This is a genomic window from Rhodococcus sp. ARP2 (assembly GCF_001029585.1).
GTDB lineage: Bacteria > Actinomycetota > Actinomycetes > Mycobacteriales > Mycobacteriaceae > Rhodococcus_F > Rhodococcus_F erythropolis.
In genome coordinates, this window is the sequence record NZ_LEKE01000044.1 from 60444 (window position 1) to 86901 (window position 26458).

Annotated in this window: 27 protein-coding genes and 1 tRNA gene; 13 read left to right on the forward strand and 15 right to left on the reverse strand. The window is 61.7% G+C overall.

Annotated elements, in window-relative coordinates:
• Window positions 1–17: 17 nt before the first annotated feature.
• The 4 genes from ABX74_RS09915 to rfbA are packed head-to-tail and all read right to left on the reverse strand — an operon-like array spanning window position 18 to window position 2803.
• Window positions 18–848, reverse strand: coding sequence for a glycosyltransferase family 2 protein (locus ABX74_RS09915; protein WP_046377751.1), 831 nt, complete (start codon window positions 846–848; stop codon window positions 18–20).
• The gene (locus tag ABX74_RS09920) at window positions 845–1315 is read right to left on the reverse strand and encodes a GtrA family protein (protein WP_047888762.1); all 471 of its coding nucleotides are present in this window, start codon (window positions 1313–1315) and stop codon (window positions 845–847) included. Before ABX74_RS09920 ends, ABX74_RS09915 begins: the two co-directional genes overlap by 4 nt.
• A complete protein-coding gene (locus ABX74_RS09925; RefSeq protein WP_223257871.1) occupies window positions 1315–1926 on the reverse strand; it encodes a dTDP-4-dehydrorhamnose 3,5-epimerase family protein in 612 nt (203 codons plus the stop codon). The genes ABX74_RS09920 and ABX74_RS09925 overlap by 1 nt, the downstream gene beginning before the upstream one ends.
• A gap of 1 nt (window position 1927) precedes the next feature.
• A complete protein-coding gene (gene rfbA, locus ABX74_RS09930; RefSeq protein ID WP_020905793.1) occupies window positions 1928–2803 on the reverse strand; it encodes a glucose-1-phosphate thymidylyltransferase RfbA in 876 nt (291 codons plus the stop codon).
• Between the two features lie 107 nt (window positions 2804–2910).
• Between rfbA and rfbB the strand changes: the two genes are divergently transcribed.
• Entirely contained in the window at window positions 2911–3918 is a 1008-nt protein-coding gene (rfbB, locus tag ABX74_RS09935) for a dTDP-glucose 4,6-dehydratase (RefSeq protein WP_024488303.1), read from the forward strand.
• On the opposite strand, the gene ABX74_RS09940 is transcribed toward rfbB, so the two are convergent.
• Both ABX74_RS09940 and ABX74_RS09945 read right to left on the reverse strand, forming a co-directional pair.
• Entirely contained in the window at window positions 3915–4841 is a 927-nt protein-coding gene (locus ABX74_RS09940) for an NAD-dependent epimerase/dehydratase family protein (RefSeq protein ID WP_020905795.1), read from the reverse strand. The two genes, rfbB and ABX74_RS09940, sit on opposite strands and share 4 nt — an antisense overlap.
• A gap of 2 nt (window positions 4842–4843) precedes the next feature.
• Window positions 4844–5872, reverse strand: coding sequence for a glycosyltransferase (locus ABX74_RS09945; protein WP_223257872.1), 1029 nt, complete (start codon window positions 5870–5872; stop codon window positions 4844–4846).
• 108 nt (window positions 5873–5980) lie between these two features.
• Between ABX74_RS09945 and ABX74_RS09950 the strand changes: the two genes are divergently transcribed.
• Window positions 5981–6661 carry a class I SAM-dependent methyltransferase gene (locus ABX74_RS09950; RefSeq protein WP_082148483.1) on the forward strand — a complete coding sequence of 227 codons (681 nt, stop codon included), beginning with the start codon at window positions 5981–5983 and terminating at the stop codon, window positions 6659–6661.
• On the opposite strand, the gene ABX74_RS09955 is transcribed toward ABX74_RS09950, so the two are convergent.
• Window positions 6616–8835, reverse strand: coding sequence for a hypothetical protein (locus tag ABX74_RS09955; protein ID WP_047888800.1), 2220 nt, complete (start codon window positions 8833–8835; stop codon window positions 6616–6618). The two genes, ABX74_RS09950 and ABX74_RS09955, sit on opposite strands and share 46 nt — an antisense overlap.
• A gap of 135 nt (window positions 8836–8970) precedes the next feature.
• On the opposite strand from ABX74_RS09955, the gene ABX74_RS09960 reads away from it, so the two are divergent.
• A complete protein-coding gene (locus ABX74_RS09960) occupies window positions 8971–10824 on the forward strand; it encodes a glycosyltransferase (RefSeq protein ID WP_047888763.1) in 1854 nt (617 codons plus the stop codon).
• A 3-nt stretch (window positions 10825–10827) separates the two neighbouring features.
• On the opposite strand, the gene ABX74_RS09965 is transcribed toward ABX74_RS09960, so the two are convergent.
• The 6 genes from ABX74_RS09965 to ABX74_RS09990 all read right to left on the reverse strand — a co-directional run bounded on the left by ABX74_RS09965 (window position 10828) and on the right by ABX74_RS09990 (window position 16160).
• A complete protein-coding gene (locus tag ABX74_RS09965) occupies window positions 10828–11655 on the reverse strand; it encodes a TylF/MycF/NovP-related O-methyltransferase (protein WP_047888764.1) in 828 nt (275 codons plus the stop codon).
• Between the two features lie 47 nt (window positions 11656–11702).
• Window positions 11703–12788 carry a ribosome small subunit-dependent GTPase A gene (gene rsgA / locus ABX74_RS09970; RefSeq protein ID WP_020905801.1) on the reverse strand — a complete coding sequence of 362 codons (1086 nt, stop codon included), beginning with the start codon at window positions 12786–12788 and terminating at the stop codon, window positions 11703–11705.
• 155 nt (window positions 12789–12943) lie between these two features.
• The gene (locus ABX74_RS09975) at window positions 12944–13840 is read right to left on the reverse strand and encodes a glycosyltransferase (protein WP_020905802.1); all 897 of its coding nucleotides are present in this window, start codon (window positions 13838–13840) and stop codon (window positions 12944–12946) included.
• On the reverse strand, window positions 13837–14643 hold the full coding sequence (locus tag ABX74_RS09980; protein ID WP_020905803.1) for an ABC transporter ATP-binding protein: 807 nt from the start codon (window positions 14641–14643) through the stop codon (window positions 13837–13839). Before ABX74_RS09980 ends, ABX74_RS09975 begins: the two co-directional genes overlap by 4 nt.
• Window positions 14644–14653: 10 nt before the next feature.
• A complete protein-coding gene (locus ABX74_RS09985; protein WP_020905804.1) occupies window positions 14654–15526 on the reverse strand; it encodes an ABC transporter permease in 873 nt (290 codons plus the stop codon).
• 64 nt (window positions 15527–15590) lie between these two features.
• Window positions 15591–16160 carry a bacterial proteasome activator family protein gene (locus ABX74_RS09990; protein ID WP_007731772.1) on the reverse strand — a complete coding sequence of 190 codons (570 nt, stop codon included), beginning with the start codon at window positions 16158–16160 and terminating at the stop codon, window positions 15591–15593.
• 132 nt (window positions 16161–16292) lie between these two features.
• On the opposite strand from ABX74_RS09990, the gene ABX74_RS09995 reads away from it, so the two are divergent.
• Window positions 16293–17495 carry a cysteine desulfurase-like protein gene (locus ABX74_RS09995; protein WP_007731767.1) on the forward strand — a complete coding sequence of 401 codons (1203 nt, stop codon included), beginning with the start codon at window positions 16293–16295 and terminating at the stop codon, window positions 17493–17495.
• Between the two features lie 15 nt (window positions 17496–17510).
• Here the strand turns inward: ABX74_RS09995 and ABX74_RS10000 are convergent, their stop codons facing one another.
• On the reverse strand, window positions 17511–18500 hold the full coding sequence (locus tag ABX74_RS10000) for an NAD(P)H-quinone oxidoreductase (RefSeq protein ID WP_007731765.1): 990 nt from the start codon (window positions 18498–18500) through the stop codon (window positions 17511–17513).
• Here ABX74_RS10000 and ABX74_RS10005 point away from each other — a divergent pair.
• The 8 genes from ABX74_RS10005 to ABX74_RS10040 all read left to right on the forward strand — a co-directional run bounded on the left by ABX74_RS10005 (window position 18499) and on the right by ABX74_RS10040 (window position 25405).
• Window positions 18499–19737, forward strand: coding sequence for a lactate 2-monooxygenase (locus tag ABX74_RS10005; protein ID WP_047888801.1), 1239 nt, complete (start codon window positions 18499–18501; stop codon window positions 19735–19737). The two genes, ABX74_RS10000 and ABX74_RS10005, sit on opposite strands and share 2 nt — an antisense overlap.
• A gap of 128 nt (window positions 19738–19865) precedes the next feature.
• Window positions 19866–20291, forward strand: coding sequence for a MarR family winged helix-turn-helix transcriptional regulator (locus ABX74_RS10010; RefSeq protein WP_020968140.1), 426 nt, complete (start codon window positions 19866–19868; stop codon window positions 20289–20291).
• 51 nt (window positions 20292–20342) lie between these two features.
• Window positions 20343–20432: transfer RNA gene (locus tag ABX74_RS10015), tRNA-Ser, on the forward strand.
• 697 nt (window positions 20433–21129) lie between these two features.
• Entirely contained in the window at window positions 21130–21813 is a 684-nt protein-coding gene (locus tag ABX74_RS10020) for an MspA family porin (protein WP_047888765.1), read from the forward strand.
• A 129-nt stretch (window positions 21814–21942) separates the two neighbouring features.
• Window positions 21943–22338 (forward strand): hypothetical protein, encoded by a 396-nt coding sequence (locus tag ABX74_RS10025; RefSeq protein ID WP_020905809.1) that lies wholly within the window; start codon window positions 21943–21945, stop codon window positions 22336–22338.
• A 216-nt stretch (window positions 22339–22554) separates the two neighbouring features.
• Entirely contained in the window at window positions 22555–22764 is a 210-nt protein-coding gene (locus ABX74_RS30585) for a hypothetical protein (RefSeq protein ID WP_020905810.1), read from the forward strand.
• Window positions 22761–25127, forward strand: a complete 2367-nt coding sequence (locus tag ABX74_RS30590) for a hypothetical protein (RefSeq protein ID WP_223257873.1) — start codon at window positions 22761–22763, stop codon at window positions 25125–25127. Before ABX74_RS30585 ends, ABX74_RS30590 begins: the two co-directional genes overlap by 4 nt.
• Window positions 25128–25132: 5 nt before the next feature.
• Window positions 25133–25405, forward strand: a complete 273-nt coding sequence (locus ABX74_RS10040) for a hypothetical protein (RefSeq protein WP_020968145.1) — start codon at window positions 25133–25135, stop codon at window positions 25403–25405.
• A gap of 136 nt (window positions 25406–25541) precedes the next feature.
• On the opposite strand, the gene ABX74_RS30365 is transcribed toward ABX74_RS10040, so the two are convergent.
• Window positions 25542–25700 carry a hypothetical protein gene (locus tag ABX74_RS30365; protein WP_189637326.1) on the reverse strand — a complete coding sequence of 53 codons (159 nt, stop codon included), beginning with the start codon at window positions 25698–25700 and terminating at the stop codon, window positions 25542–25544.
• A gap of 35 nt (window positions 25701–25735) precedes the next feature.
• Between ABX74_RS30365 and ABX74_RS10045 the strand changes: the two genes are divergently transcribed.
• Window positions 25736–26137, forward strand: coding sequence for a hypothetical protein (locus ABX74_RS10045; protein ID WP_020905813.1), 402 nt, complete (start codon window positions 25736–25738; stop codon window positions 26135–26137).
• Window positions 26138–26458: the final 321 nt, after the last annotated feature.

Consider the following 26458-nt stretch of genomic DNA (forward strand, 5'->3'; position numbering starts at 1 on the left):
TACCCAACCGGCAACGATCAAGACATGCGATGGCGCAACAGCATGTAGACGCCGCGACGCATGAAGGAGGTGGCGAGTGCGCGTGCGTCGCCGATTCGGACGTCCATTGCGGAGACGAGAGTCGGATCCGATTCCCGGAGATCTTTGTGGAATGCCGCTGCCTGGCGTGCCTGATCCTTGGCCAGACGCACACTCCACTGTCCGGCGTTGACGCGGAAGGACGCGAGGGGCTTGGCGATCGCATAGACGTCGCCTTGGAGTGCGACGGCGGTGTACGTGGCTTCGTCGATGACGTACGGGTTGGTGTCGTCCCACCATCCGATGGCCTTCAAGGCGGATCGCTTCATGAGTACACATCCGGGCTCGCCGAAGATGTTCGCTCCCGCCGTTACCGTCTTTCGGGCCGCGTCGCGCCCGGTGACCAGTCCCTTCAGCCCTGCAAGTCCGCGCGCGGAGAGGATGGTCTTTCCGTTTGCATCGACCAGTTTGCGTTGCGAGGCCACGAGTACCACCGAGGGGTGCTCGTCGAAAGCCGCGACCTGTTCCGCCAAGCACTCGGGGTAGATGGTGTCGTCACCGCACACCAGTTTCAGGAGCTCTCCGTTCGCGGCTTCGCTGACCCGGTCCCAGTTTCGCTTCGCTCCGCCGCCGGCCTCGGTCGACAGGATCTCGATCCGCGGATCGTCGGCGTATCGCGCCAGGACCTTGACGGTGTCGTCGGTCGACGAATGATCCGAGATGATCAGTTCGAAGTCCTGGTAGGTCTGATTCAGGATCGAGTCGATCGTCTCGGCAATGTAGTCGGCATTGTTGTAAGCCGGGACGACGACGGAAACACGCGGAGTCATGAGTTGCCTGTTCTCTTGTTTCGACTGAACGAGAAATCGCGGTAACCGAAGAAGCTTGCTGTTGCGGTTACCGCAGTGATGACGAGTTGTGACGGGATGGGAGGAAAGTGCAGGACCGAGACCGCGACGGTCATCAGCGCGAGGTTGATCACGAAGGCTCCGAAATTGACGACGACGAATCGCCAGAAGTCACGGAGGAAGTGACCGCGAACTTCGAAGACCAGGTAGCGGTACATCGCAAAAGCGCACAGCAGGTTGCAGACGTACCCGGCAACGATCGCGAAGTGGTAGCCGAATTCATCGCCGAGCGCGATCTGCCAGGCAATGAACCAGGCGGTTCCGAGCGCCGTGTTGACGCCACCGACGAGCAGAAAGGCAAGGGCCTGATTCTTGACGACGCGCATCAACGGACCCGGCCTGCCGGTCATTCCGGCGGGGGGTGTTGCAGTCGAATCCGGTGAAGCCATCAGCCTTCGCCGAACGTGGGCAGCAGCCCTGCCGACACGGCATCTTGAAGCGACGGTGCCGCTGTGTCCTTCGCGGAGAGCGTGATGTTCAGGGGCTCACCGCTGCGACCCACGGTGGGCCAGTCGATCGCTATGTCGGGATCGAGGGGGTGAACTTCGTGCTCACGTTCGGGGGCGTATCCCGTCGAGCACAGGTAAACCACTGTCGAGTTGTCCTCGAGGGACAGGAAGGCGTGCCCGAGCCCTTCGGACAGAAAGATCGCTCTGCGGTCGACGTCGTCGAGAAGGACCGAATCCCACTGGCCGAAGGTCGGCGATCCCACGCGGAGGTCGACGGCGATGTCGAGTATCGCGCCTTTGACACACGTGACGTACTTGGCCTGTCCGGGAGGGACGTCGGCAAAATGGATGCCTCGTAGGACGCCGGCAGCCGAGACCGAGCAATTGGCTTGCTGAAGGTCGAGGGTGCGGCCGGTGATCTCGGAGAATCCGGGTTCACGGAACCACTCGAGGAAGACTCCGCGGTCGTCGCCGAACTGCTTGGGTGTGAATTCCCAGGCCCCTGGCACTTTCAGTTCGCGATACTGGCTCATCACGTGAGTATCTGCCATGTCACCAGTCCTTGCCGCGGTCGAGAAGTTCGAGAAGGTATTTTCCGTATCCGGATTTGAGGAGCTTCTCAGCACGAATGCGTAGCTCGTCGTCGGTGATGAATCCGTGCCGCCACGCAACTTCTTCGGGCGCGCCGATCTTGAGTCCCTGACGCTCCTCGATCGTGCGCACGTAGTTCGATGCGTCGAGAAGCGAATCGAAAGTTCCGGTGTCGAGCCACGCGGTGCCGCGAGGAAGTACTTCGACCTGGAGGCGACCAGCTTCGAGGTACGCACGGTTGACGTCGGTGATCTCGTACTCGCCGCGTGCCGATGGTTCGAGGTCCTTGGCGATGGCGACAACGTCGTTGTCGTAGAAATAAAGGCCAGGCACCGAATAGTTGGAGCGCGGGTTCGCCGGCTTCTCCTCGAGCGAGACGGCTTTGCCTTCGCGGTCGAACTCGATGACTCCGTAAGCCGTGGGGTCCGAAACCCAGTACGCGAATACGGCGCCACCGTCGATGTTCTCGAAACGCGTGAGCTTACTGCCCAGACCTGGGCCGTAGAAGATGTTGTCGCCGAGGACGAGGGCCGCGGATTCCGAACCGATGTGGCCGGCTCCGAGTACGAATGCTTGTGCGAGACCATTCGGCTCGTGCTGGATCTGGTAGGTCAGGTCGACGCCGAACTGCGAGCCGTCGCCGAGCAACCGCTGGAACTGCGGTGCGTCGTCTTCTGTGGTGATGATCATGATGTCGCGAATCCCGGCCAGCATCAGGGTGCTGAGTGGGTAATAGATCATCGGTTTGTCGTAGACGGGGACCAGCTGTTTGCTCACGCCGAGCGTGATGGGGTGCAACCTCGACCCCGTGCCGCCCGCCAGAATGATTCCGCGCATGCCTCGAAGTGTTCCAGTGTTCGCTGGAGAAACAAATCTCGGGCGCACGGTATCGTGCGTGGCCGGTAGATAGATCGGTTCGATTCGGTGATCGTGGAGGCGCAAACGTGAGAGTTCTCGTGACTGGCGGTGCAGGCTTCATCGGCGCCAATTTCGTCCATCAGACGGTGGCAGAGCGCCCCGACGCCGAGGTCACGGTGCTCGATGCGCTGACCTACGCGGGCAACAAGTCTTCGCTCGATTCGATAGCCGACCGCATCACGTTTGTTCACGGCGACATCACCGACGCAGTTCTCGTCGACGAACTGGTGGGCGCTGCCGACGTCGTCGTTCATTTTGCTGCCGAGTCCCACAACGACAATTCGCTCGCTGATCCGTGGCCGTTCGTGCAGACCAACATCGTGGGAACCTTCACGCTCCTGCAGGCTGTGCGCAAGCACGACGTCAGGTATCACCACATTTCCACCGACGAGGTGTACGGAGACCTCGAACTGGGCGATCCGGACCGTTTCACGGAGTCGACCGCGTACAACCCGTCGAGCCCCTACTCGTCGACGAAGGCATCGAGCGACATGTTGGTGCGCGCGTGGACCCGTTCGTTCGGCGTCCGGGCCACCCTGTCGAACTGCTCGAACAATTACGGCCCTTATCAACATGTCGAGAAGTTCATCCCGCGGCAGATCACCAATGTTCTCGCCGGATTGCGTCCCAAGTTGTACGGCGACGGTTTGAACGTCCGTGACTGGATCCATGTCGACGATCACAACAGCGCGGTCTGGGCGATCATCGACGGTGGCCGGATCGGTCAGACCTACTTGATCGGCGCTGACGGTGAGGTGAACAACCGAACTGTCATGGAGTCGATTCTGCAGATATTGGGCCGTGGCGCCGACGAGTTCGATTTTGTCACCGACCGCCCGGGGCACGACGTGAGGTACGCGATCGACTCGAGTCTGCTCCGGAAAGAACTTGGCTGGTCCCCGCGCTACGAGGACTTCCGCAGTGGTCTGGAAGCGACGATCGACTGGTACCGCGACAACGAACAGTGGTGGCGTCCGCAGAAGGACGCGACCGAGCAGGCATACGTGGCAGCCGGCGAGAAGACCACTTCCTAGCGTGCAGCCAGATTGCGGCGGATGGAGTCGAGGGTCGACGCTATCCCGGCAGGCAACGGGCGATGTGTGCGCTGGTCCAGATCAGTCCACACGATCGATCGCAGCCGTAGGTCTCGGGCTTGCGCCGAAGCGAGTGGAGAACTGGCGAGCACAACGTTGGGGCGTTTTCTGAAGACGGTGTGGCACGCGCCGAGGATCGCCCCGATGGTGACGCTGCGTCCGGACGCGTAGATCTTGGTGACCGTCGGTTCCTGCGACGCTTCCGCTCGGGTGAAGCTGTCGACCACCATTTCGGCCGCGTCGGAGACGTAGACGTAGTCCCGAAGCGTGTCCATGGGAACGTAGATCGAAATGGGCATCGACAGCAGATAGCCTCGGCAGAGGTGCGAAATCAGGCCTTGGGGTTTCGCCAGATTCTGACCCGGGCCGTAGAGATTTGCGAATCTTCCTATGACAGTCCGGGTTCCGCTTCTGGAGCCGAATTCGCGAACAATCGATTCGGCATCGAGCTTTGCTCGCCCGTAGTCGGCCAGTGGATTGGTCGCGCTTGTTTCGGTGTGCGGTGCTCCGGGAGCTCCGGCGTAGACGCCGCCGGCAGACGAAGCGTGGAAGACGGTCCCGACGCCTGCGTCCGCCGTCCCCAGCTCGTCGAGAACGTCCTTCATGAGTTGGTTCTCGCGAGCGAATTCGTCACTGCTCGTACCGTTCACACCTGCACCGGCGCACCACGCCATTCGCCACGGGCCGCCGGCGGCGTCAGTAACCAGTTTCCTGGCATCGGCGAACAGGATTTCTCTGGCCAGAGCGGGTTCGCCCCACGGGACGCGGCTGGTGCGGATGTCGGCCCCACGGCGCTCGAGTTCGCGGGCCACGGAGCTGCCGAGGAGGCCGCCGCTGCCGACTACCCACGTGGGGACATTCATTGTTACGCGGGTGGCTCGGTGGCGTTCCGGCGCCCCAACGGGCCTGACGCGGGGTCGCTGACGATGAGGTACGGCGGCTTTCCCATTGCCGTCTTGACTGCGACACCGATGTATTCGGCGATCACACCCAACGAGAAGAGCACTGCCCCGAAACCGAACAGCATCACGATCATCGTCGACGCCCATCCTCGTACCTCGACGCCGGCGTCGAAGAACACGTACGACGCCAACACGTAGAGGACGATGACGAGACCGCCGACAGCGAACAGGAAGCCGATCAAGCTGACCATTCGCAGGCCCTTGGTGCCGCTGGAGAGAACCATTCGCCAGAAATGCGACAGCAAGCTTCTGAGGTGATATCCGGATGCGCGTCCGCGTTCCTCACGCAGTTGAACCGGGCTGGTGGTGACCTCTCCCGCGATCCAGCCCAGAGCCACGTCGAGGTAAGCCTCGGATCCGGCGTATGCGGCGACCGACCGTCCGACCTCTCCGAGGACCAGTCGGAAGCTCTGATACTTCACGGAGTTCTCGGACGAGAGAATTTTGGTGGTCAACCATTTCGACGACTTCGACGCCGCGTTGCGTAGCGCACCGTGGGGTGCCGCGTTCACGGGCTGCGCGTAGACGAGGGTGGCCTGTTGATCCAGTGCAGTGTCGAGGAGTCCACCGATGTCGGCCGGGTCGTGCTGGCCGTCTTCATCCATGGTGACAACCCATTCGCCACCACTCGACGCCATTCCCGCCAGTGTTGCCGGATGTTGGCCGAAGTTGCGCGAGAGCCAGATGGGTCGGATGAAGTCATGTTGTCTCGCGAGTTCACGGATGACCGCAGCTGATCCGTCCGGACCGTGGTCGAAGACGAGAAGGACTTCTTCGACGACCAACGGCCGCCCGCCGGGAGTGGTCTGGGTTTTCGTCAGGGGAAGTATCTCGTCGATGAGTGCATTGAGAGTGTGTTCGCCCTGGTAAACCGGCACGACGACGGAAATTCGGTGCGGTTGCACCGACTCGGGTGTGCCATCGGTCTTCACAGGCGGGGAGTGTATACGTCGCCGAGGGTCGGCTTCTCGGCGTGGGGGCGTACATGTCGGAGAATCGTGAAGTTATGATCCGGATCACTCGACGAAAGTGAGTCTCCAGTGACCGAGTTCGAAGATCACACCAACGATCGACGCGAGAACAATCGCGAGAACACAGGCCTTCCTGGGAGAGCCGATACGGGTAGCGGTGATACCACCGACACCGAGTACACGGCTCGGTTGCGTGAGCTTCAAGGCGCCAAATGGAAGCGCGTTCTGAACGTGCAAGCGCCGTATCAGTGGAATATCCGACGTTTCCTCGGCGGCCGGAAGGTGCTCGACGTCGGCTGCGGGATCGGCCGAAATCTGCGAAATCTTCCCCCTGGCAGTGTCGGGGTGGACCACAACGAACATTCGGTGGAGTTCTGTCGATCGCTCGGGTTCGAGGCGTACTCTTCTGCGGAATTTCACTCCGAAAGCGATCAGCGAACCTTCGACGGAATGCTGATGGCGCATCTCCTCGAGCACCTGCCGGCGGGAGAAGCTTCCGGCATCGTCGCCGAGTACCTTCCATTCCTGGAACCGGGTGCGACCGTCATGCTGATCTGCCCTCAGGAACGTGGCTTCGCCAGCGATCCCACGCATACCGTCTTCCTCGACGGCGTCGACCTCGAAAAGATCTGTGCGGACAACGGTCTTGTAGTCAGGCGCTCGCTGTCGTTCCCGTTTCCGCGGTGGATGGGAAAGCCGTTCATCTACAACGAGTCTGTGGTGATCGCGGAGGTCCCGTCCCGGCTCTGACGCCTGTCGCGGTAGTAGATCACGGAGAGGCCGGCAAGGATAACGAGCCCGAAGCCCATACCGACATAGCCGATCCTCTGTCCTGGGGAACGGAAGTTGATCACCAGTTCCGCGTTGTCGGTGCCAGGCGGCAGATCGACGTAGAGGTACGTTCCGCCAAGGCCCTTGGTCGGGATGGGTTCGCCGTCGAGGGTCGCGGTGTAGCCCGGCCATGCCAACCGTGCGAATACCACGCTGCCACCGCCCGGTGAACTGACTCGCACACGCTCGTTCTTGACGCTCATGTACTCGGACTGTGCGTCGGCATTGACAGTTGCCGACACACGGCCCGGTTGACCGGAGATCGGGCCGGCGTCGCGTTCGAGGATGTAGATCTGGTCCTGGGCGACCTCGGGCACTTCTGCCCAGTGCCACCCGGGTGGGGCGGGTTCGTTGTCAGCGCCCGGGTACTGCTTCAGTTGAAGGACGACGCGGTCGAGCAGCATCAGGTCTGCGCTGGTTCGACCGGTGTATTCATCCGGCCTGAACACGTTTCGGTAGGCGTCGTCGCACGTCGACCCGTCGAATCCCATACACAGCAGCGAAGCGAAGTCCGCGTGGCCGACCGGGGTGTACGCGTTGACGTAGTCGAGATCGAGCACCTTGGCGTAGTTTCCGTACACCTGCGAAGTCCACGGGAGTTCTGTTGTTTCGGCGTCGATTCGGATCAGCGCGCGATTGCCGAGCTGAAGGGTCGTGCCCGGGAAATCCGGAAAGTTCGCCTTGGCTTCGGATTGGCTGGTCGGCAGGTACCACTTGTTCAGCGCCTGGGGATACGCGATCACTTGATACAGAGTCACCGGAGCGATGGTGAGAATCAGTAGACCTGCGATCGCCGGGGCGCCGTATCTACGACCGAGGTAGATGGCGAGTGCTCCGACGGCGATGATCACGACAGCCCAGGTGAGATGCCGGATGAAGTACTGCGGACCCGAAGAACTGGCGCGAATCATCAAGACGAACACGATCAACGATGCAGCGATGACGCGTGATCGCAGTTTGTCCAAAGTCCCGAATCGGCTCAGCAGCACACCGAGTAGTACCAGGGAGAACACCGCGACGAAGGGAAGTAGTCGTGCCGGCCACCGAATCTGGCCGATGTCGCTGGGGCCCGCGGTGAACAGCAGAATGAAGGCCAACAGCAGCAGCGGGGTCACCAACTCTCGCAGCGAACCCTGTGCTTTCCGCCAGCCGATGAATGCCAGTGCCGGTATCGCGAACCAGGCGATGTAGGTGATCGGTGCGTAGGTGGTTTCGCCCGTCCAGGACTCGATGCTCGAGACGGACGACGGAATACTCGCCGTCAGTGTTTCCGACCACGGTGCCGTCAGGAAATTGTCGTTGAACGTACCTTCTTCGCCGGTGCGCCATGTGACGGCCGAGGAGAGCAGACCGGGAAGAAAGGTGATCGCGCCGCAGGCTGCGGCCGAGACGCCGACCAGTCCGAGCTTCACTGTTGTCCGCCACTGCGGACTGCGGACGTATTCGCCCACCATCAGTGCCCCGACGGTCACTCCGGCCATCAATGCCGCATGGACGTATCCGACGCTGATCGCGAGATAGAGGAAGACGAAGACGGGTATCGGCCCCGACCGGCCGCGGGCATAGCGAATTCCGCTGGCCCACGCCTGCACCACCCAGGCCATTCCGATCACCGACGTAACCCACGACGGGTACTCGAAGTACAGGGTGAACCCGGCAAAGGGCACTGCGCTTCCGGCGACGGCCGCCCAGTAGGGGCGCGCGCCGTATTCGAGGCAGACTCGATAGACGCCCCATCCGAGGATGATCGCGAATGCCAACTTCACCAGCGTGGCCAGCAAAGCGAGATTGTCGACGGACGGTGCGATGTAGTTGATGAAGATCTGGACCGGGTTCCACAGCCCACCCTGACCCTCGACCGGATAGTTTCCAGCCATCCACTGATCCAGAACCAGCGAGGGGAATTGTCCCTCTCGCATCAGATGGCCCAGCTGAACCCAGTTGCCGACCGCACCGGATTCGGTGTCGTCGACATAGAAGTAGCGAGGGTCCACCGTGACGATCGCGAAGAATGCGAGGCACACGACTGCTGGGATCACAGCGCCCCAGCTCCAGCGTTCCCGACGGGTGGGAGCGGGTAGTTCGAGTGTCAAGGGATCTCCAGGTCGCACGGGTGGATGCACCAGAGACAGTAGCCGAGGCTGTGTTTTCGAGTTTCGGGGGTAATTCCACCTCGGATACCCTGCGAGTGACAGGTACAGCTTTTTCAAGATTCACGTAGGAGTCATATGCCCGAGCAGGTAAAGGTGGGGGTGCCGGAGAACGGGCAGGTCATGGCTCGCCGTTTGGTGGTCCAGCGCGGCGTGTTCGTCGGAATGTCGCCGATAGTCAACGACGACCTGTACGTCGAGTTCCGGAAGGGCTCCGGTGAGCGGACCCGGCACCGAGTCGCTCTGGACAAGGGCGCACGTATCAGCACCAACACCTATTTCGGGCGTTTCGCTGCCAGCTACTGGCAGCGGTGGACGACTGTCACTGAGGTCGAGGCTTCGCTGCGGATCGAGAGCGAGGGTCGGTTCCGCGTCCGGATGGTTGCTTCGGATATCGCCGGGCATCGCCGTATTCTCGAGACCCGCGACGGATCGGGGTCCTCGGAGGTCACGTTGACCACATCGTTGGACAAGTTCGTCGACGGCGGCGCCCTCTGGCTCGAGGTGGATTCTGTCGACGCTCCGATGACGATCGACCACTTGGAATGGACCGTGGCCGCTCCGGAGACGGTTCGCCCGGTCTCGGTGGCGATCTGCACCTTCAATCGGGCCGACGATTGTGCCGAGACTGTTGCTGCACTGGCTTCCGATGCCACTGTGCGTGACCTCGTCAGCTCCGTGTACGTCGTCGATCAGGGTAACGACCTGGTGAAAGATCGGGCGCGCTTCGTCGAGGCGGCAGACAAGCTCGGTGAGAAGCTGAAATATCTGCAGCAGCCGAATCTCGGCGGAGCGGGCGGTTTTTCACGTGGGCTTTTCGAGGCTACATCCGAGGGGGCAGATCTCGCCGACGTCATCCTGATGGACGACGATATTCTCTGTGAACCAGAAACAGTGTTGCGCCTCAACGCTTTTGCGAATATGACGGTGGAACCGACATTGGTGGGTGCGCAGATGATGTATCTGCTCAATCCCGATTTCCTCAATGTCGGTGCCGAAGACGTAGATCTGAAGACTCTCCATCACGGGCAACGAGTGCCCAAGGCTCTCATCAACACGAGCATGCTCAAGAAGCGTCAAGAGCGTCGAGTCGATGCGGGATACAACGCCTGGTGGACGTGCCTGATCCCCGCCGAAGTTGTCGAAGCCATCGGGTTACCCGTTCCGATCTTCTTTCAGTGGGATGACGTCGAGTACGGAATCAGGGCCCGGAAAGCAGGGTTTGTCACCGTCACGTTGCCCAACGCCGCTGTGTGGCATGCCGATTTCTATTGGAAGGACTTCGACGACTGGGCCCGCTACTTCAGTACGCGTAACTCCCTCGTCGTCGGGTCTTTGCACAGCGATCTCGACACCAAGGGACTTTCACGTCAGTTCTTCCGCCAGATTTCCGAATTCCTCGTCGGAATGCAATACGGCCTTGCCTTCACGACGTTGAAGGGCATCGAGGATTATCTCGACGGTCCGGAAGCGTTGCGGGACGGCGGCATCGAGGCCATGGCAAGCATCCGTGCCGGCCGAGCGCAGTATGCCGAGACGATCAAACACGATGCGGCTACCGCCCCGATCGCCTCGAACGAACTCCACACCGAGCGTGCCGGTGGTGAACCGAGCCTGATGCGAGTGATTCTGGCCAAACGTGGGTTGAATCAGTGGCTGGGGCGCACCCGTGGCGGTTTGGTCAATATTCCGCGCGAGGATGCGCACTGGTGGCACATCTCGCAGTTCGACCATGTAGTCGTCACCGATGCTTCGCAGTCGGGGGTACGTATCCGGCAGCGAGACAAGGCTACGGCGCGTGCTCTCTTGATCCGAACGGTGAAGCTACTGCGTCGATTCCAGAAGGAAGCACCTGCCGTGTCGGCGAAGTACCGTGCTGCGATGCCGGAACTCACGAGTCGAGAGAACTGGGCACGTCTGTACGAGAAGTGATTCTCAGCTGGTGATCTCGACGATGACCTGCTCGTTGTCGACGGTGTACCCGAGGTATTCGAACGAGATGCCGGTGCGTGTGACGAACTCCGTCCACGCCCGGTATTCGTGCTGCTGCCATCCGGGATAGTTGAAGAACTCGTCGAAGACGACGATCGACCCGGGGACCAGTCGGTCGCCGAGGAGATCGAGCACGGTCTTGGTGGACGAGTAGAGGTCGGCGTCGAGGTGCAGGAACGCAACGGGGCCGGATTCGTCGTTCAGGAACGAGGGCAAGGTGTTCTCGAATAGGCCCGGAACAAGTTGCGCTCCAGGCACTTCGGGGATGGATTCCTGTGCGAACTCGCCGACCGGGAACCCGGTGCGCCAGGTCTCCGGAAGGCCGGAGAACACGTCGAAACCTGCGACGGTCCCCTCACGTTCGGTGAAAGCCTCCGCGACGATCCTGAGTGTGGTTCCGCTGGCGACGCCGAATTCGAGTGCCATGCCGGGTATTTCGATCAAGCCCAATGCGTGGCGCAGCGTGTCGTGTGGGTGGCCGAATGTGTCGGTGACTCGAAGGTGTTCGAGGATGAACTCGGCGGTCGATGCCGTCGCTTCGAGGTCCACGGCGTAGGCCAGATCCCGACGCTGGCGAAATTCCAGCTCGTCGATCCTGGACCGGAGGCCCGCGATGTCAACGCGGGCCTCGGCCAGTTCGTCACGTGAGAGTGCCAGCGCGTCGAGGATCTGCTGCGTGCGATCGGCGTTGCGACGGTCGGCGGTCTCGACCACCTCGGATACCGCACGCTGAAGCTTGGTCCTGGCGCTGGAACGGAACCGCTCGAACATGACAACCTCTCGTCGGGATCACCCCCCATGCTGCCAGGCTTTCTTCGCTACCGGTCCCGACCACGGTAGTGACTCTTGAGATGGCGGGAGATCACCTTGATCTCCCGCGTCCTCTCTGCCTGCAGCCGAGCATTGCTTCGGGCGGCGTTCCACGCGTTCTCTCGCTGTAGTTTCCGGTAGCTCGCAAGTCTCCGCTCGTCCAGATCGCCGCGCCCGAGTGCGGTCAGGACTGCGCATCCCGGCTCGGAGTTGTGTGCGCAATCCGAGAACCGGCACTCTGCAATCAGTTCCTCGATCTCGGGGAACGTCTTGTCGATTCCCTCCGCCGCATTCCACATGCCAACCCCTCGCAGGCCGGGTGTGTCGATCAACGTCCGGGCGCCGGAGAAGGGGATCAGTTCTCTCGTGACTGTGGTGTGGCGTCCCTTTCCGTCGCCGGTTCGAACGCGGCCGGTCTCGAGTCGATCGGCGCCTGTGGTGTCCGCGAGGAGTGCGTTCGCGAGCGTCGACTTACCGGCGCCGGATGGACCGAGTATCGCCACGGTGCCGTCCAGAACTGCATCGAGTACATCCATTCCTTCGTTGGTCTCGGCACTGACGGCCAGCACTGTTGCGCCGGGCGCAATGGCAGAGACCTCAGCTAGAGTGTCGGAGATATATTGAGCTGCATCCGATTTGGTGAGTGCGACGACAGGTGTTGCGCCACTTTCCCAGGCGAGTGCGAGTAGTCGCTCGATGCGCCCGAGATCGACGTCGCCGTCCGACGCCGTGGCGATGACGACGGTGTCGACGTTCGCAGCCAGAATCTGGCCTTCCGATTTTCCGGACGCCGAGGATCGAACGATGCTGCTTGATCGGGGGAGTATTGAAGTGACCGTGTGCATCTCGGGTTCGCGTGAGTTCAGTACCTCGGCGACGGTCACCCAGTCGCCCGTGCACAGTTGGCTGGCACCGCGTGGATCGCTGCCGCTGAGTGCGCGAACTGTGCCTTCGGCGACGGCCACGTCGCACCGGCCGCGGTCGACGCGAAGAACGCGCCCGGGTGCGGAGTCCGGTGGGGCCAGGGTAGTGAATGTGTTCGAGAGTGTTGCGTTCCAACCGTATTCGGTCAGGGGCGTGCTGTTTTCCGGCATGGTGATTGTGTCCTCGAGTACGAAGAAGTGTGAACGTTGACGGCGCTGAAACTGCGGAACACGACAGTCATCAATACTCACTCCTCGTAATTCTCAGGACGCACCATGCGTCGGATCAGAATCGTCTCAGCCGCAGACGCGACTGTGCAACTGATTTAACTCGGGCGTTCGAACTTTTCTTCCCGGCCGAGTTTGCGCAGTCGCATCCACTCGCGTAGTCCTGCCGGATCGCGGCGGGTGATCAGGAAGTACCAGCCGAACCGAACCCATTCCTGCGGAAGCAGTTTCCGCATTCCCGGTTGGGCGAGGATGTATCCACGGTTGCGGTAAGTGAAGTAGCGCTTCGTGTCGTTGTCGGGGTACTGCGTGTGCATACGTCCGCCGAGAATCGGCTTGAACTCGTCCGCGCCGTTGGGGTGGACGTAAGCAGTTTGCAGGCAGGTGCCGAACTTCAGGCCGGAGCGCACGAGGCGACGATGTACCTCGACCTCGTCGCCGCGGACGAACAGGCGTAGATCCGGAACTCCGACAGCATCGATCGCATCGGCGGTGAACAGTGCACCGTTGAAGAGGGACGCGATGCCTGGCAGGAGATCCTCGTCGCCGAGTTCGGAACGCAACCGGCGCCACGACGTGCCGCGGCGCAAGGGGAACGCGAGGCGGTCTGGGTTGTCGATGTCGCAGACGACGGGGGAGACCTCGGCCAGGTCGTTCCGAATTGCACAGTCGAGCAGGGTTTCCAGGACCTCGGGGCCCTCCGGACGCCCGTCGTCGTCGGCGAGCCAGACGCGGTCGGCGCCGAGCGAAAGTGCGTAGAGAATGCCCAGAGCAAATCCTCCGGCACCGCCGAGGTTGTGCTGAGAACCGATGTAACTCGTCGGCAGTGGAGCGTTGTCGACGAGGTCTTTCACATCGGCTTCGTCGGCGTTGTCGACGACAACCAGGTGATCGAGCGACCGCGACTGGGTGCTGAGGACCTTCAAGGATTCGGCCAGCAGTTCACGACGCTTGTGCGTGACGACAACCCCGATGATCTTCTCGGGTGCGCTCACAGGGTGTTCTCCCGTTCCATCTCCTTGATGACGTGGCGCACGTGTTCGGCGGCGTCGTCGCCTTCGTAGGCGCGCACGACATCCTCGATGTCACCCTGCATGCGGATCTGGCCGTGGTCGATCCACATCGCGCTGTTGCACAGCTGAGCGAGGAATTCGTTGGAGTGGCTGGCGAATACCAGGATGCCGGAGCGTTCCACCAGCTTTTGCAGCCGAACTCTGGCCTTCTTCATGAATTCGGCGTCGACGGCACCGATGCCTTCGTCGAGTAGCAGGATCTCGGGATCGATACTGGTGACCACGCCCATAGCGATGCGCACGCGCATGCCGGTGGAGTACGTGCGCAATGGCATGTCGAGATAGTCGCCGAGTTCGGTGAAGTCGGCGATTTCATCCATCTTCGCGAGCATCTGCTTGCGGGTCTGACCGAGGAACAGGCCGCGGATGATGATGTTCTCGTAGCCGGAGATCTCGGGATCCATGCCGACTCCGAGGTCGAAAACAGGTGCGACGCGTCCGCGAATGGTGGCGGATCCCCGGGTGGGTTCGTAGATCCCGGAGAGCAAGCGCAGCAGGGTGGACTTTCCGGCGCCGTTGTGGCCGACCAGCCCTACACGGTCGCCCTCTTTGAGCGTCATCGTGATGTCTTTCAGGGCTTCCACGACCACAACGTCGGAACTGTTGCGGCCGATGGCGCCACCCGCTTTACCGAGGAATGCCTTCTTCATCGACCGGGACTTCGCGTCGAAGATCGGGAAGTCGACGCAGGCGTTGTGCGTTGAGATGTTCACATGTTCGGTCATTGCGATGTCCCTAAACCCAGTAGGGCACGCGGGCCCGGTATTTGCGAAGCGCCAGCAATGCGACGGCCCAGCCGACCACCGTGATCGTGATGACGATGTACCAGTGGTAAAGCTCTTGCGGCTGCCCGATCATCGGCGCGCGGACGATGTCCAGGTAGTGGAACAGCGGATTGAGTTCGGCGATCTTTGCACGATCTCGGACCGCGCCGCCCTGAGCCTCGAGGCTTTGTGTTGTCCACATGATCGGTGTCAGCACGAAAAGCAGCAGCGTCAGCGAAGACAGAATCGGTGCGATGTCACGGTATCGAGTGGCGAAGATTCCGAACACGATCGAGACCCACAGTGCGTTGAGCACGATCAGTCCCAACGCCGGGATCGCAGCCAACGACGCCCAACTCAGGTTCCGCCAGACCCCGAACGCGATCACCATGATCACGTAGATCAGCAGGTTGTGTGCGAAGAACAACATCTGCCGCCACACCAGTCGATAGATGTGCACGCTCAAGGCTGATGGCAGCTGTTTGATCAGGCCTTCGTTGGCGACAAAGACTTCGGAGCCTTCGATGATCGAGGCATTGATGAGGTTCCAGACGATCAGGCCCACCGTCACATACGGCAGGAACTCCTGGAGTGGCATGTCCAACAGGGCCGCGTACAGAATGCCGATGGCGGTGGCCTGGACGCCGGTGGCGATCGTGATCCAGAACGGACCGATCACCGACCGGCGGTAGCGCTGTTTGATGTCCTGCCAGCCGAGGCTGAGCCACAACTCACGCTGATTCAGACCGTCGCGAAGGTCTTTGAACGCACGACGGAACGTCTGGGAGTCGGACACGGGCGCAGGTGCGTCCGGCGTCTCGGATTCGATTGCGGATGCTGACACGGAGGTCGAGCCTACCGGCCTGGCGTCGGCGCCGGATTTCCCTCGGACCTAGTGGTGGTCCGGGTTACAGATACTGGCCGGTTCCTGGGCTCTGTTGGTCCGGATGTGCAGGCGAATGCGGAGCCCCGATGCTCATGCCGGGAGGCAGTGCGCCTTGACGCATTTGTTCGAGCTGAGCGCGCGCTGCCATCTGCTGGGCGAACAGTGCGGTTTGAATTCCGTGGAACAGTCCTTCGAGCCAGCCGACGAGTTGGGCCTGCGCGATTCGCAGTTCGGCGTCGGAGGGAATGGAGTCGTCGGTGAACGGGAGGCTCAGTCGCTCGAGTTCTTCACGGAGTTCGGGTGCCAGGCCTTGTTCCAGTTCTCGGATGGACGAGGTGTGGATGTCCTTGAGGCGCTTGCGGCTGGCGTCGTCGAGCGGTGCGGCGCGCACTTCTTCCAAGAGTTGTTTGATCATCGTGCCGATTCGCATGACCTTGGCCGGCTGCTCGACCATCTCGGCGACGGACTCGGCTTCGGATTCCGCGCCTTCGGTGGTGCCGGAGGTGGCGGCCTCTGCCTCGGCCACCGGCATCGCGACGGGTCGACCGTCGGGTCCGATAACGAGTACCTGCTCTTTGTCGGGGTTCGTCATGCTTCCATCTTGTCGTGTGTGGGCGACAAACGCCGCGTAACCCCCAAAAAGTTAGCTATCGAATAACTGTACTGACGGGTAATTGGGTGACTGCCTTCGACTAAGCGGGCGTCTGCACCTAGAGTGTCGAGCATGGCTTACGACGTTGCCCGCGTACGGGGGTTGATTCCCTCACTCGGTGACGGCTGGATCCACCTCGATCCGCAGGCCGGAATGCAGATCCCGGACGCCGTCTCGCGGACGGTCTCCACCGCGTTCCGTGCCTCTGCATCTTCTTCCTCCGGTCGCCACGTCTCGAACCGTCGTAGTGCTGCCATTCTCGAGAGTGCGCGCACCGCGGTCGCCGATCTGGTCGGCGGAGATCCTGCGGGAGTCGTTCTCGGATCAGACCGAGCGGTACTGTTGGCTTGGCTCGCCGAGTCGCTGAGTTCGCGGTTGGGACTCGGAACCGGTCTCGTGCTCTCGCGCCTCGACGAAGAGGCGAACGTCGCGCCCTGGCTTCGTGTGGCCAGTCGCTACGGCGCTCAGGTGCGATGGGCCGAGGTCGAAATCGAAACGTGTGAGCTCCCGAGTTGGCAGTTCAACGATCTCATCACCTCGACGACTCGCTTGGTGGCCTTGACAGCCGCATCACCGGTCGTCGGTTCGGCTCCGAACGTTCGCGCCGCAGCTGATCGTCTGCACGAATTCGGCGGACTGATGGTGGTCGACGCCGTCGGTGCAGCGCCATATGCGCATGTGGACATGGCTGATCTCGGGGCGGACATCGTTGCCGTCAGCGCGCCGTCGTGGGGCGGTCCACAGGTGGGCGCACTCGTCTTCCGCGATCCCGGACTGCTCGACCGAATTCCGGCCGTGTCGCTCAACCCGTACGCGCGTGGCGCCGAGCGACTCGAGGTGGGCGGTCATCAGTTCGCGCTGCTGTCCGGTCTCACGTCGTCGATCGATTTCCTGGCGGGCTTGGACGAATCGGCAACGGGAACTAGGCGTGAGCGCCTCGAAACCTCGATCAGCTCGCTGCAGGACTACCAGGACGGTCTGTTCGATCACCTCATGCGTTCTCTCGCAGCCCTGCCCAACGTGATGGTGATCGGCGGCGCACCCACGCGGGTGCCTACGCTCAGCTTCACGCTCGAGGGGATGGCGGCAGACAAGGTCGCCGCGCACCTGGCCGACAAGCGCATCGCAACGGTCAGCGGTACGCATGGTGGTTCCAGGCTGCTCGACGCCCTCGGTGTCAACGACGAAGGCGGCGCGGTCACCGTCGGCCTTGCGCCGTACACGACGCGGTACGAGATCAATCAGCTGGTCGCCGAACTCGGCGCCCTGGGCTGATCGATCCCGCTCGGCTCACTTCACGGTGAGGATGACCTTGCCTACGGTTTCCGGCGAATCCAGCAACTGATGGGCTAATGGCGCCTCGGTGATCGGAAGTTCGGTCGACACGATCGGTTGAACCGATCCATCGGCGATCAACGGCCACAACTTCGCACGGACGTCGGCGACGATGTCCGCTTTACCGCCGGGGCCGGTGAGCGGACGCCCGCGCAGGCCCGTCGACGTGATGTTTCCGCGCTTTCCCATCAGCTTGGCGATGTCGACTTCGCCCTTGCGGCCACCCTGCATTCCGATGATCACGACGTGGCCGTCCATGGCGAGTGCGTCGACGTTGCGCCCGAGGTACGACGCTCCCATGTTGTCCAGAACCACATCGGCGCCGTGGTTGTCGGTGGCTTCGGCGAGTGATGCTACGAAGTCGCTGTCGCGGTAGTTGATGAGAATATCCGCGCCCAATTCGCGGCAGCGGTTCAATTTGTCCTCCGAACCCGCGGTAACTGCGACGCGGGCGCCGAGGGCTTTGCCGACCTGGATGGCGTGGGTGCCGATTCCGCCGCCACCGCCATGGACGAGTAGTACCTGTCCGCGTCGTAGGCCGCCGCGCATTACGACGTTCGACCACACCGTGCACGCAACTTCCGGCAGAGACGCTGCGACACGGAGATCGACGCCCGCGGGAACGGGGAGAAGTTGTGTTGCCGGGACCGCAACCTTCTCGGCATAGCCACCGCCGGCCAGCAATGCGCAGACTTCGTCGCCGACGGACCAACCGGTGACGTCTTCGCCGAGTTCGGTGATCACACCCGAGCATTCGAGGCCGAGAATGTCACTCGCGCCGGGCGGCGGCGGGTAGAAGCCTTGACGTTGGAGCAGGTCGGCGCGGTTGACTGCGGTCGCGGCGACCTCGACGAGTACGTGCCCGCGAGGTAGTTCAGGATCGGGCTGCTGCGCCCATTTCATGACCTCGGGACCGCCGGGCTGATCGATCGTTATGGCGTACATGGATACGACGCTAGCGAATCTCCCCGCTGACGGGTGTTTTGCCGCTACCGTCGCGGACGTGACTTACTTCGGGAACATGCAGAACGAGATCTATCTGACGGGACTGAGCGGCGCGAAGCCGGCTTTGCCGATGACTGCGGCGGGCTTGGAAGATGCCGCGCGCGAGCAACTCTCACCAGAGGCTTTCGGGTACATCGCCGGTAGCGCGTCGACCGAACGGACCGCGGTGTCGAATCTGCGGGCGTTCGACAAGCATGCGATCGTGCCGCGGATGTTGCGGGGGACTGCGGCGCCCGACGCGCGCGATCTGAGCGTCGAGGTGTTGGGGACGCGGTTGGCCGCACCGATTCTGACGGCTCCGGTGGGAGTGCTCGGCTTGGTCCACGACGACGCCGAGGTTGCGGTCGGTTCGGTCACTGCCGAGTTGGGGATCGGATCGATTCTCTCGACGGCGGCGTCTTCGACCATCGAAGACGTAGCGGCGGCCTCGGGCGATAACTGGTGGTACCAGCTGTACTGGCCGGCCGACGACGAGCTTGCCGAGTCGTTTGTCCGTCGGGCGGAGACGGCGGGCGCGAAGGCTATCGTCCTGACTGCCGATACTCCCGGTATGGGTTGGCGTCCAAGGGATCTCGAGCTCGGTCACCTTCCGTTCCTGCAGGCGAAGGGTATTGCCAACTATCTGTCGGATCCGGTGTTCCGCGCCAAATTGGCGACGCCTCCCGAGGAGAGTGCAGAAGCCCTGCAGATCGCGGTTCTCACGTGGGTGTCGTTGTTCGGCAATCACGCGGTGCGGATCGCGGATATCGCGAAACTTCGCCAGTGGACGACACTTCCGATCGCGGTGAAGGGAATTGTCCATCCCGACGACGCACGTGAGGCCGTCGCGGCCGGCGCCAACGGCATTGTGGTGAGCAACCATGGTGGGCGTCAGGTCGACGGGTCGATTTCGGCGCTCGACGCTCTCGGTCCTGTCGCTGATGCGGTGGGGCATGAGGTGGACATCCTGATGGACTCCGGAATTCGTTGTGGCGCAGACGTAATCAAGGCTCTGGCTTTGGGTGCCGACGCAGTGCTGTACGGGCGGCCGTGGGTGTACGGGTTGGGATTGGCCGGAGCGGACGGAGTGCGTCATGCATTGCGCAGTCTCCTGGCCGACCTGGATCTCACCATGGGGCTGGCGGGGCTGGCATCGGTCGCCGAAATCGACCGTTCGATCCTGATGTCCAATTCGTGACTTTAGGGTGAGTCTTACTGTGACGGGCGGACACAGGTCTAAACTTGGAACCTGTGACAGCTGAAGCGACAACCGAGGAGACCTCGCAGGCGGCGCACGGTGAGACACCGTGGCTGACGCCATGCGAGATGCGTGCATGGCGCGGCTACATGGACGGTAATCAGCGCCTCATGGAGGTTCTCAACCGCGAACTGCAGGATTCACACGACCTGTCGTTGGCCGATTACCGCATTCTGGTCATGCTCTCGGAGTCAGCTGACGGGTCGTTGCGGATGAGTGACCTGGCAGACGGCGTGCTGTCTTCGCGGAGCCGCCTGACGCACCAGATCAGGCGGATGGAATCTCAGGGCATCGTCGTGCGAGACACTTGCGTCGAAGATGGTCGCGGCGTGCTCGCTCGGATCACGGAAGAGGGTAGGCGTCGCCTCGCCGAGGCAGCGCCTACTCACGTGGCCGGAGTGCGGAACAATCTGGTCGATCTGCTGACTCCCCAGGAACTGGACGTGCTGGCAGACGTCTTCGAGAAGGTCGACAAAGCCATCGGCGAGCGCTGACTTCTGGAGCCGTTTTCGCGGTCCGTGGGAACACCCGATAGGATCGCCCACGGAAGCGTGGCAGAGCGGCCGAATGCACTCGCCTTGAAAGCGAGCGTGGCGTTAAACCCACCGGGGGTTCAAATCCCTCCGCTTCCGCCAAATGTTCGTTGTTCAAACCCAGCCCGCGCGAAAGCGTGGGCTGGGTTTTTTCGTGCCCTACGAAGCGCAGGAGCGTCGAGGAGTCGGATGTGTAGCAATCTTTGCCGCCCTGGGGTCGCCGGGTGAAGCACTGGCTTCGCCACTTCGGTGCTACGTCCGATGTTGCGGCAATCTGCCGGTTCTCGTTGTGCTGTGGTGAACGATCAGCCATTGCGGCGCTCGGCGACGAGAGTTCCAGGTGATCGCATCGTGCGGCTGGTGGTCAATTCGATTCCCTCCTTGGCTAGATGGGCTCGTGGTTTACGCGGCCTCCTTGCGCTTGGTGTCCGAATGAGCTGCGCGCCACCAATTAACTGTTGACCGTTCAATAAGTTTGCGTGGCCATATCGCCAGAGACCGCGTTGCATGCAATCTGCTGAAATGCTCCGGATCGTGCCTTGTTTGCACGTTTGCTCGACTGTCACCACTGGGCGGATGGTCCAAGTTTGGTGTCGTTCGCCACATTGGGACCTAAGTCCCATTCCCTGCTCTGAGCCCTGTCGATATGTATCTGTTACCGGAAGTTCACCGCAAGTCTCCGATAGTTGGTCGCGGGAGCCTGTTGATAAAACGGAACGCTTGGTACTGTCCGGTAACTTGCATCTAGTTAGTGTTCAGCTACCGAATTGGTTGCTGGTCCGCGACGTAGGAGTTACTCATGGCAACCGAATTGAAAGCACGAACATCTCGCCGTCGATCGAGGGCCGCGGTAGGGCTCGCGGCGTGTGCGGTTGCCGCGCTGTCGTCTGGTGTGGTCTTCGCAGGGAGCGCATCGGCAACGCCGACGGCGTTGGCGGACAAATTCGCGAGCACGGTCACCGATGACGGCTGGTCGTTGGATCTCGCCGCCACGAAACTGTCGTCGAACCCGGTGCCGAATCTGGCGACGACGGCGTTCACCCGTGAGGGGTTCGTGTCGGCGAAGGTGACCGGCACGATCGGTGGTGCGGGCGATTCGGCGGTGAAGACCGGTTATGTCGAGCAGGGATTGCAGATCGGCTGCCAGATCGATGTTTCCTCCGGACTTGGCATGGGGCTTGGTTTTTCGCTCGGCCCGTCTGTCGGTGTGAGTATTTCGGGTGTCCCGTCGGCGAACGTGGGTGTGAATGCGTCGGTGAATCCGAGTATTCAGTCGACGATTGCGCCGGGCACGATCACGACGATTCCGTTGGGGAAGAAGGATCTCGAGTCGTCGAAGGCGTCGATCACGGCAGAGAACGTGCACGTGAAGGTTGATGCGTGCATGGGGCCGGTGACGATCCGCTCGTATGCACAACTCTCGGTGTCGACGGCGACGTCGGACAACACGTTGTTCGTGTACTCCGATCCGACCTGGCTCTAGACGCCTGACGGGGCACCGTCAGGGCTGCCGTCGAAATCCGATCCGTGCAAGTCGCCGTGTCCGCGCGCACTCATCAGGCGAGGCCCTAGGCATGGGTCTGCCCATCAATCACCATCACAGGAGAAGTTCATGAAGATTCGTACCTTGGCCACAGCCGGAGTGCTCACCGCAGGCATCGCCGTAATCGGTGTTCTCGGCGGGGGCGTGGCATCGGCTGCCACCCCGATCGTGCAGCCGGATCATGGTCGGATTGGGCTTTCGCTCTCGAATGCGGAAACCGCAGCACTGGCGGCGGGCCCGATCCCCGATGCAATCGCGAACATTGTTCTCGGCTCGCAGCGGTGGGTTGGTCGGGCACCGGGTTCGGTCATCACGAACGTCGACGGCAGGGCCAGCGCCCCCGATCGGGTCGTGATCGCCGAAGCTGCTGCGCATCCGGGTGGCTACGTCAACATCTACGTGTCCGACCCGAACAATCCCGTCACCGGGGGCTACATCGTGCAGACCTACCAGCACTGGAACTGAACTAGGGCCGGTAAACCCAGACCCTGACTGCTGCCGCCGAACTCGTTGTTTCACTTCACCTATCCGCCGTTTGGAGTTTCTGTCATGACCATCCGCAACGCTGAACACGCTCGGTCCCGCCCGATGACTGAGCCGCCGGCCACTGCTCGCGGCGCCCGCAGTGCGGATACCGACGACTGGGACCCCGACAGCTAGCTGAGCGAAACCTCGAAGGCCGTGATCGCCACCGTCTTCGGTCTCGCATTGTTGATTGCGGCGTTCGCGGCGATCGGACGGCTCGGGGGCTGGGCGGCTGACTACGGGACGATTCTCGTATATCTGGCGTTCTTTCTGTGGATGTCGATCGCGGGCCGGGTGTTCTGGTGGGGCGCAGACAAGCTCATCGCCGAGGCGCGGAAGAAGTCGAACACGGGCGATCGCCGGTGAAGTCCGTGCTGAAGCTGCGCAGGTCCATCGCGGGAGCACTCGCCGCCGGAGCACTGTTGACCGGGGTGGCGGGGGTGATCGGTGCGGGAATCGCGCTGACCGCTGGACCTGCGACTGCGGGACCGGCGGAGGATTGCGCGGCGGTGCGGGCACGTGATCATCAGATCTACCTGAACCTGATCGCGTCACTGCCACCCGGTGCCCCCGTCCCGCCCGAGTACATCAACCCGTGCCTGAGCGCACCCACCACGACTCCGACGGCGGCCCCGACAACCACCGTCGGACTACCGGGTGCACAGGCTCCGGGCGGTGGCCCGAACGTCGGCGCGAACGCGCCGACGAACTTCCCCGCTTACAACGGCACCCCCATCGTCCCCGTCCCCGGCGCCGCGCTGCCTGGACAGCCGAATACGCCGACACCATCTGGTATCGAGAACCCTGCAGGAGTCCCGGTTCCGACGACCACCAGCGGACCTGCCCCGACCACACCCCAACCCGCTGGATCGACCGCACCCACAGCGGTCCCCGATCGTGGTCCCGGACCTGTTCCCTCTGGAACGCCGAATAGTGCTCCCGGGCAATCGGAATCAAATCCCACGGTCACCCCCTCGGGGCTCGACAAAGGCGACGGCCGTGACCGGTACCTCGAACTCGTGTTGGTCGGTGCCGCCGCATTCACAGCCGGCGGGATCGGAGTACGTGGGCGTCGTTCACCGTTCGGCCCACGCATACCGTTGGGTGGGCGTACGCCGGAATCGATCCTCTCCCAGACAGTCGGTACCCTCGCCTCACCGCTGATGCAGTACGTCAAGGGTGGCCAGTCGAAGATCACAGTCACCGAACCCGGCGGAGGACGTCGTACGTTCTTCCTCATCCACGACGCGACGTCCTCACACGAAGCGGAAATCCCCGTCGACGTCCCGCCCGGCGGGCATATGAGCGTTAATCCGGACGGCTCAGTCACCGTCTTCGACGCGGACGGAAACCCGATCTCGGTCGTCGCAGCTCCGTGGGCGTACGACGCCAACGGCAATCCTGTTCCCACCGACTACGAAGTTCGCGACGGCCGCCTGATTCAGACGGTGTACGCCGACGAAGCGACCGCGTACCCGATTTTGGCTGATCCGCCGGAAAAGAAGGCGAAAGCACCCACCTCTGTCGCTTCGAAACAAGTCCAGAAAAATACGAACACCGCCGCACCCAAGCCGAATTCGATGACCTCGCGCACAAGTCCGCAGAAACCGCAGAACAGTGGAAACACGAACTCGGGCAACACTTCCGGAGCCACGAACAGCGGCACCACCGCTGGTAAGTGCGCCGGGATCACCACCCAAGGCTCCGCTCCGGTCACGAAACCTGCATCTCCCAATCAGTCACCGCGCACCACCACCAAACCTGGACCGAAGCCCGCGCCGACCTCTCAGGAACAAGCAACGAACCAACTCGCCCAAGCACACGGCGAAGTCCCTCCGGTTGCACCTTCGAAACCCGCGCAACCAAATCAGTCGCCACGCACCACAACCAGTCCGGGCCCCAAACCCACTGTCAGTCCACGTCAACAAGCTGCGAACCAGCTTGCCGAAGCGCACGGGGACGTGCCTGCCGGGTTCACCGGCAATGTGCCGATCCCGCCAGATCCGAACGCGCCCGACGACCGATCGTTCCCGCAAAAAGTATGGGACACCGCGTGGGGTGTCGGGGAAAGTGCCGTCGACACAACAGTCGATAGCGTCGGAACGCTCGGAGATGCGTGGCGAAACTTCCTCGTAGTCCCCGTGCACGATGCCGCCGTCGATCCGTTCGGCTTCAATCGCGGCCAACGAGCACAACCTTCACCCGAGCATTCTCCGGCTGAGATCGCTGCCGCAGCAGCAAATATCGTCTCCCTCATTCCGATCGTAGGCACAGGAGGCAGAGTCGGCGGAGCTGCCGTGCAAGAAGCGGTGGAGGCTGTTCTGCGGCGCGGCGGAACCGCCGCAGACGCCGAAGCCGCAGGTCGCAGGGCAGCCGCCACCGCCGGTGAGGCCGGGAATAGAGCCCCTAGCGATCCGACTATTCCCGTCGGAGACAGACCGGCCTCGACGCCTGTGGGTGGGCGCGGAGATCGCGAAATAAATGTAAAGCCCGGAACCAATCGTCCTGGAATAGTCAACGGTCGTGAATATACGGGGCATGCGTTCGACCGAATGCAAGAGCGCGGCATACTCCCATCCCTGGTTGAACAGGCCATTCGTGAAGGGGTGGCGACCCCGAGCAGAGGAAACGCGACCGTGATCTATGATTCGATAAACAACCTATCAGTTATCATCAATGAAACGGGCAGAGTTGTGACCACCTCATTTGGCAATTTATCGGGAAAGTGAAAAACATGACGGATCAATCAATTTACCGCCTGGAAGCTGAGCAGGTTAATCGCGATTATTGTGACGGAAAAATATCCTTGCATGCGCTAGTTGAAATATTCGAGAGGTACGTCAGAGAACGCGAATCGGAGCGTGCATCAGATTCCGAAACCCTGAGGGGGGCCTGGGGTCAAATTGAAATAATGAATGCAATTAACCAGGATGATCCTTCGAATTCGAGCAAAAATGAGTCGGAGGTGCGAGAAGTTATTCAAGAATTCTTGGACTTGCTTCCGTAGTCTCTTTTCTCGGTCCAGGGGCGACCAATCAAGGCAGGCTTTGACTCACTTGCGCGACCAGTGTCATGTCAAGTGACACTGGCCAGCAGTTGCTTATTGTGATGTGGGAGCAGATTAGGATTCGCAGGCTGACGGTTCAGACGTCTTCGCCTTCGAGGGTGGCCATCCATTTGCCCTGATCGCCGATCGCGACTACCTCGCCTACCGCATCCCAGAGGAACACAACCACATCCTGATGATTCCAGGTAAAACCGACTACCTGTACAGCAGCGTCCAGCAGAAGAGTCCTGTGCACCGACAACACACCGTTCCTCAAGCGGAATCGGCACCATGACCACCTTTTATGCAATTTGTGCGATCACCACAGGGGCTGTGGCGTTGATCGCATCCACGCCCTACGTGATGTACCGCAGTCATGCGAGAACGATCTACTGGAGTTCGTCGATCCTGACCATCGTTTTCGGTTGGCTCACCGCTCCTCAGCGGTCGATTCTCGGACCTGTCCTTTTGTGCGGTTTCGCTGCTGTGTTCGTGGCGTGGTGGTGGACCCCCTTCCTCACGCGAAGGCATCCCACCGGATTCAACGATGTTTTCGGTGCTTGGCTGACACGGGCGCTCTACCGCGAGCAGAAGGATGCACCTCCGGTAAACAGGTACGACAAACTGCACTACAAAGACACTGACCGCCAAGCACGAGATACCGATTCTGACGGAAATCAGGTCAACACCTGAGCCGGCGCGTAGAGCGCTTTGACGTGATGTCCTCAATACCACCCTCGCGCGTACCCGAACAGCTTGTAGTGAGATGCCATGGGAAACAGTACTTTCCACATGGCGGCGTACACGCGCCCGGTTTGCGCAAGCTGTACAGCAACCAGGATGATCGATGGCTCGAAACTGCTCTTCGCGCAGCCCAATTCAGTAGCTGTCAACGCCATCGCGAGCGGTAGTCCTCTTCCCCTAGTCTCTGCAGCTCATCCCATTTTTTCGAGCATCCGCCGCGAATTGGACGTAAAGCCAGGAACCAATCCTCCGGGAGTGGTCAACGGTCGC

What these genes read in the sequence shown, in the direction of transcription:
- ABX74_RS09925 (WP_223257871.1), bottom strand. Translation starts at nt 1,926, where the DNA reads ATGGCAGATACTCACGTGATGAGCCAGTATCGCGAACTGAAAGTGCCA.
- ABX74_RS09980 (WP_020905803.1), bottom strand. Translation starts at nt 14,643, where the DNA reads ATGACCGAACATGTGAACATCTCAACGCACAACGCCTGCGTCGACTTC.
- ABX74_RS09995 (WP_007731767.1), top strand. Translation starts at nt 16,293, where the DNA reads ATGGCTTACGACGTTGCCCGCGTACGGGGGTTGATTCCCTCACTCGGT.
- ABX74_RS09940 (WP_020905795.1), bottom strand. Translation starts at nt 4,841, where the DNA reads ATGAATGTCCCCACGTGGGTAGTCGGCAGCGGCGGCCTCCTCGGCAGC.
- ABX74_RS10000 (WP_007731765.1), bottom strand. Translation starts at nt 18,500, where the DNA reads ATGTACGCCATAACGATCGATCAGCCCGGCGGTCCCGAGGTCATGAAA.
- ABX74_RS10040 (WP_020968145.1), top strand. Translation starts at nt 25,133, where the DNA reads ATGACGGATCAATCAATTTACCGCCTGGAAGCTGAGCAGGTTAATCGC.
- ABX74_RS09965 (WP_047888764.1), bottom strand. Translation starts at nt 11,655, where the DNA reads ATGTTCGAGCGGTTCCGTTCCAGCGCCAGGACCAAGCTTCAGCGTGCG.
- rfbA (WP_020905793.1), bottom strand. Translation starts at nt 2,803, where the DNA reads ATGCGCGGAATCATTCTGGCGGGCGGCACGGGGTCGAGGTTGCACCCC.
- ABX74_RS10020 (WP_047888765.1), top strand. Translation starts at nt 21,130, where the DNA reads ATGGCAACCGAATTGAAAGCACGAACATCTCGCCGTCGATCGAGGGCC.
- ABX74_RS09920 (WP_047888762.1), bottom strand. Translation starts at nt 1,315, where the DNA reads ATGGCTTCACCGGATTCGACTGCAACACCCCCCGCCGGAATGACCGGC.
- ABX74_RS10025 (WP_020905809.1), top strand. Translation starts at nt 21,943, where the DNA reads ATGAAGATTCGTACCTTGGCCACAGCCGGAGTGCTCACCGCAGGCATC.
- ABX74_RS09990 (WP_007731772.1), bottom strand. Translation starts at nt 16,160, where the DNA reads ATGACGAACCCCGACAAAGAGCAGGTACTCGTTATCGGACCCGACGGT.
- ABX74_RS10010 (WP_020968140.1), top strand. Translation starts at nt 19,866, where the DNA reads ATGCGTGCATGGCGCGGCTACATGGACGGTAATCAGCGCCTCATGGAG.
- ABX74_RS09960 (WP_047888763.1), top strand. Translation starts at nt 8,971, where the DNA reads ATGCCCGAGCAGGTAAAGGTGGGGGTGCCGGAGAACGGGCAGGTCATG.
- ABX74_RS10045 (WP_020905813.1), top strand. Translation starts at nt 25,736, where the DNA reads ATGACCACCTTTTATGCAATTTGTGCGATCACCACAGGGGCTGTGGCG.
- rsgA (WP_020905801.1), bottom strand. Translation starts at nt 12,788, where the DNA reads ATGCCGGAAAACAGCACGCCCCTGACCGAATACGGTTGGAACGCAACA.
- ABX74_RS09915 (WP_046377751.1), bottom strand. Translation starts at nt 848, where the DNA reads ATGACTCCGCGTGTTTCCGTCGTCGTCCCGGCTTACAACAATGCCGAC.
- ABX74_RS10005 (WP_047888801.1), top strand. Translation starts at nt 18,499, where the DNA reads ATGGATACGACGCTAGCGAATCTCCCCGCTGACGGGTGTTTTGCCGCT.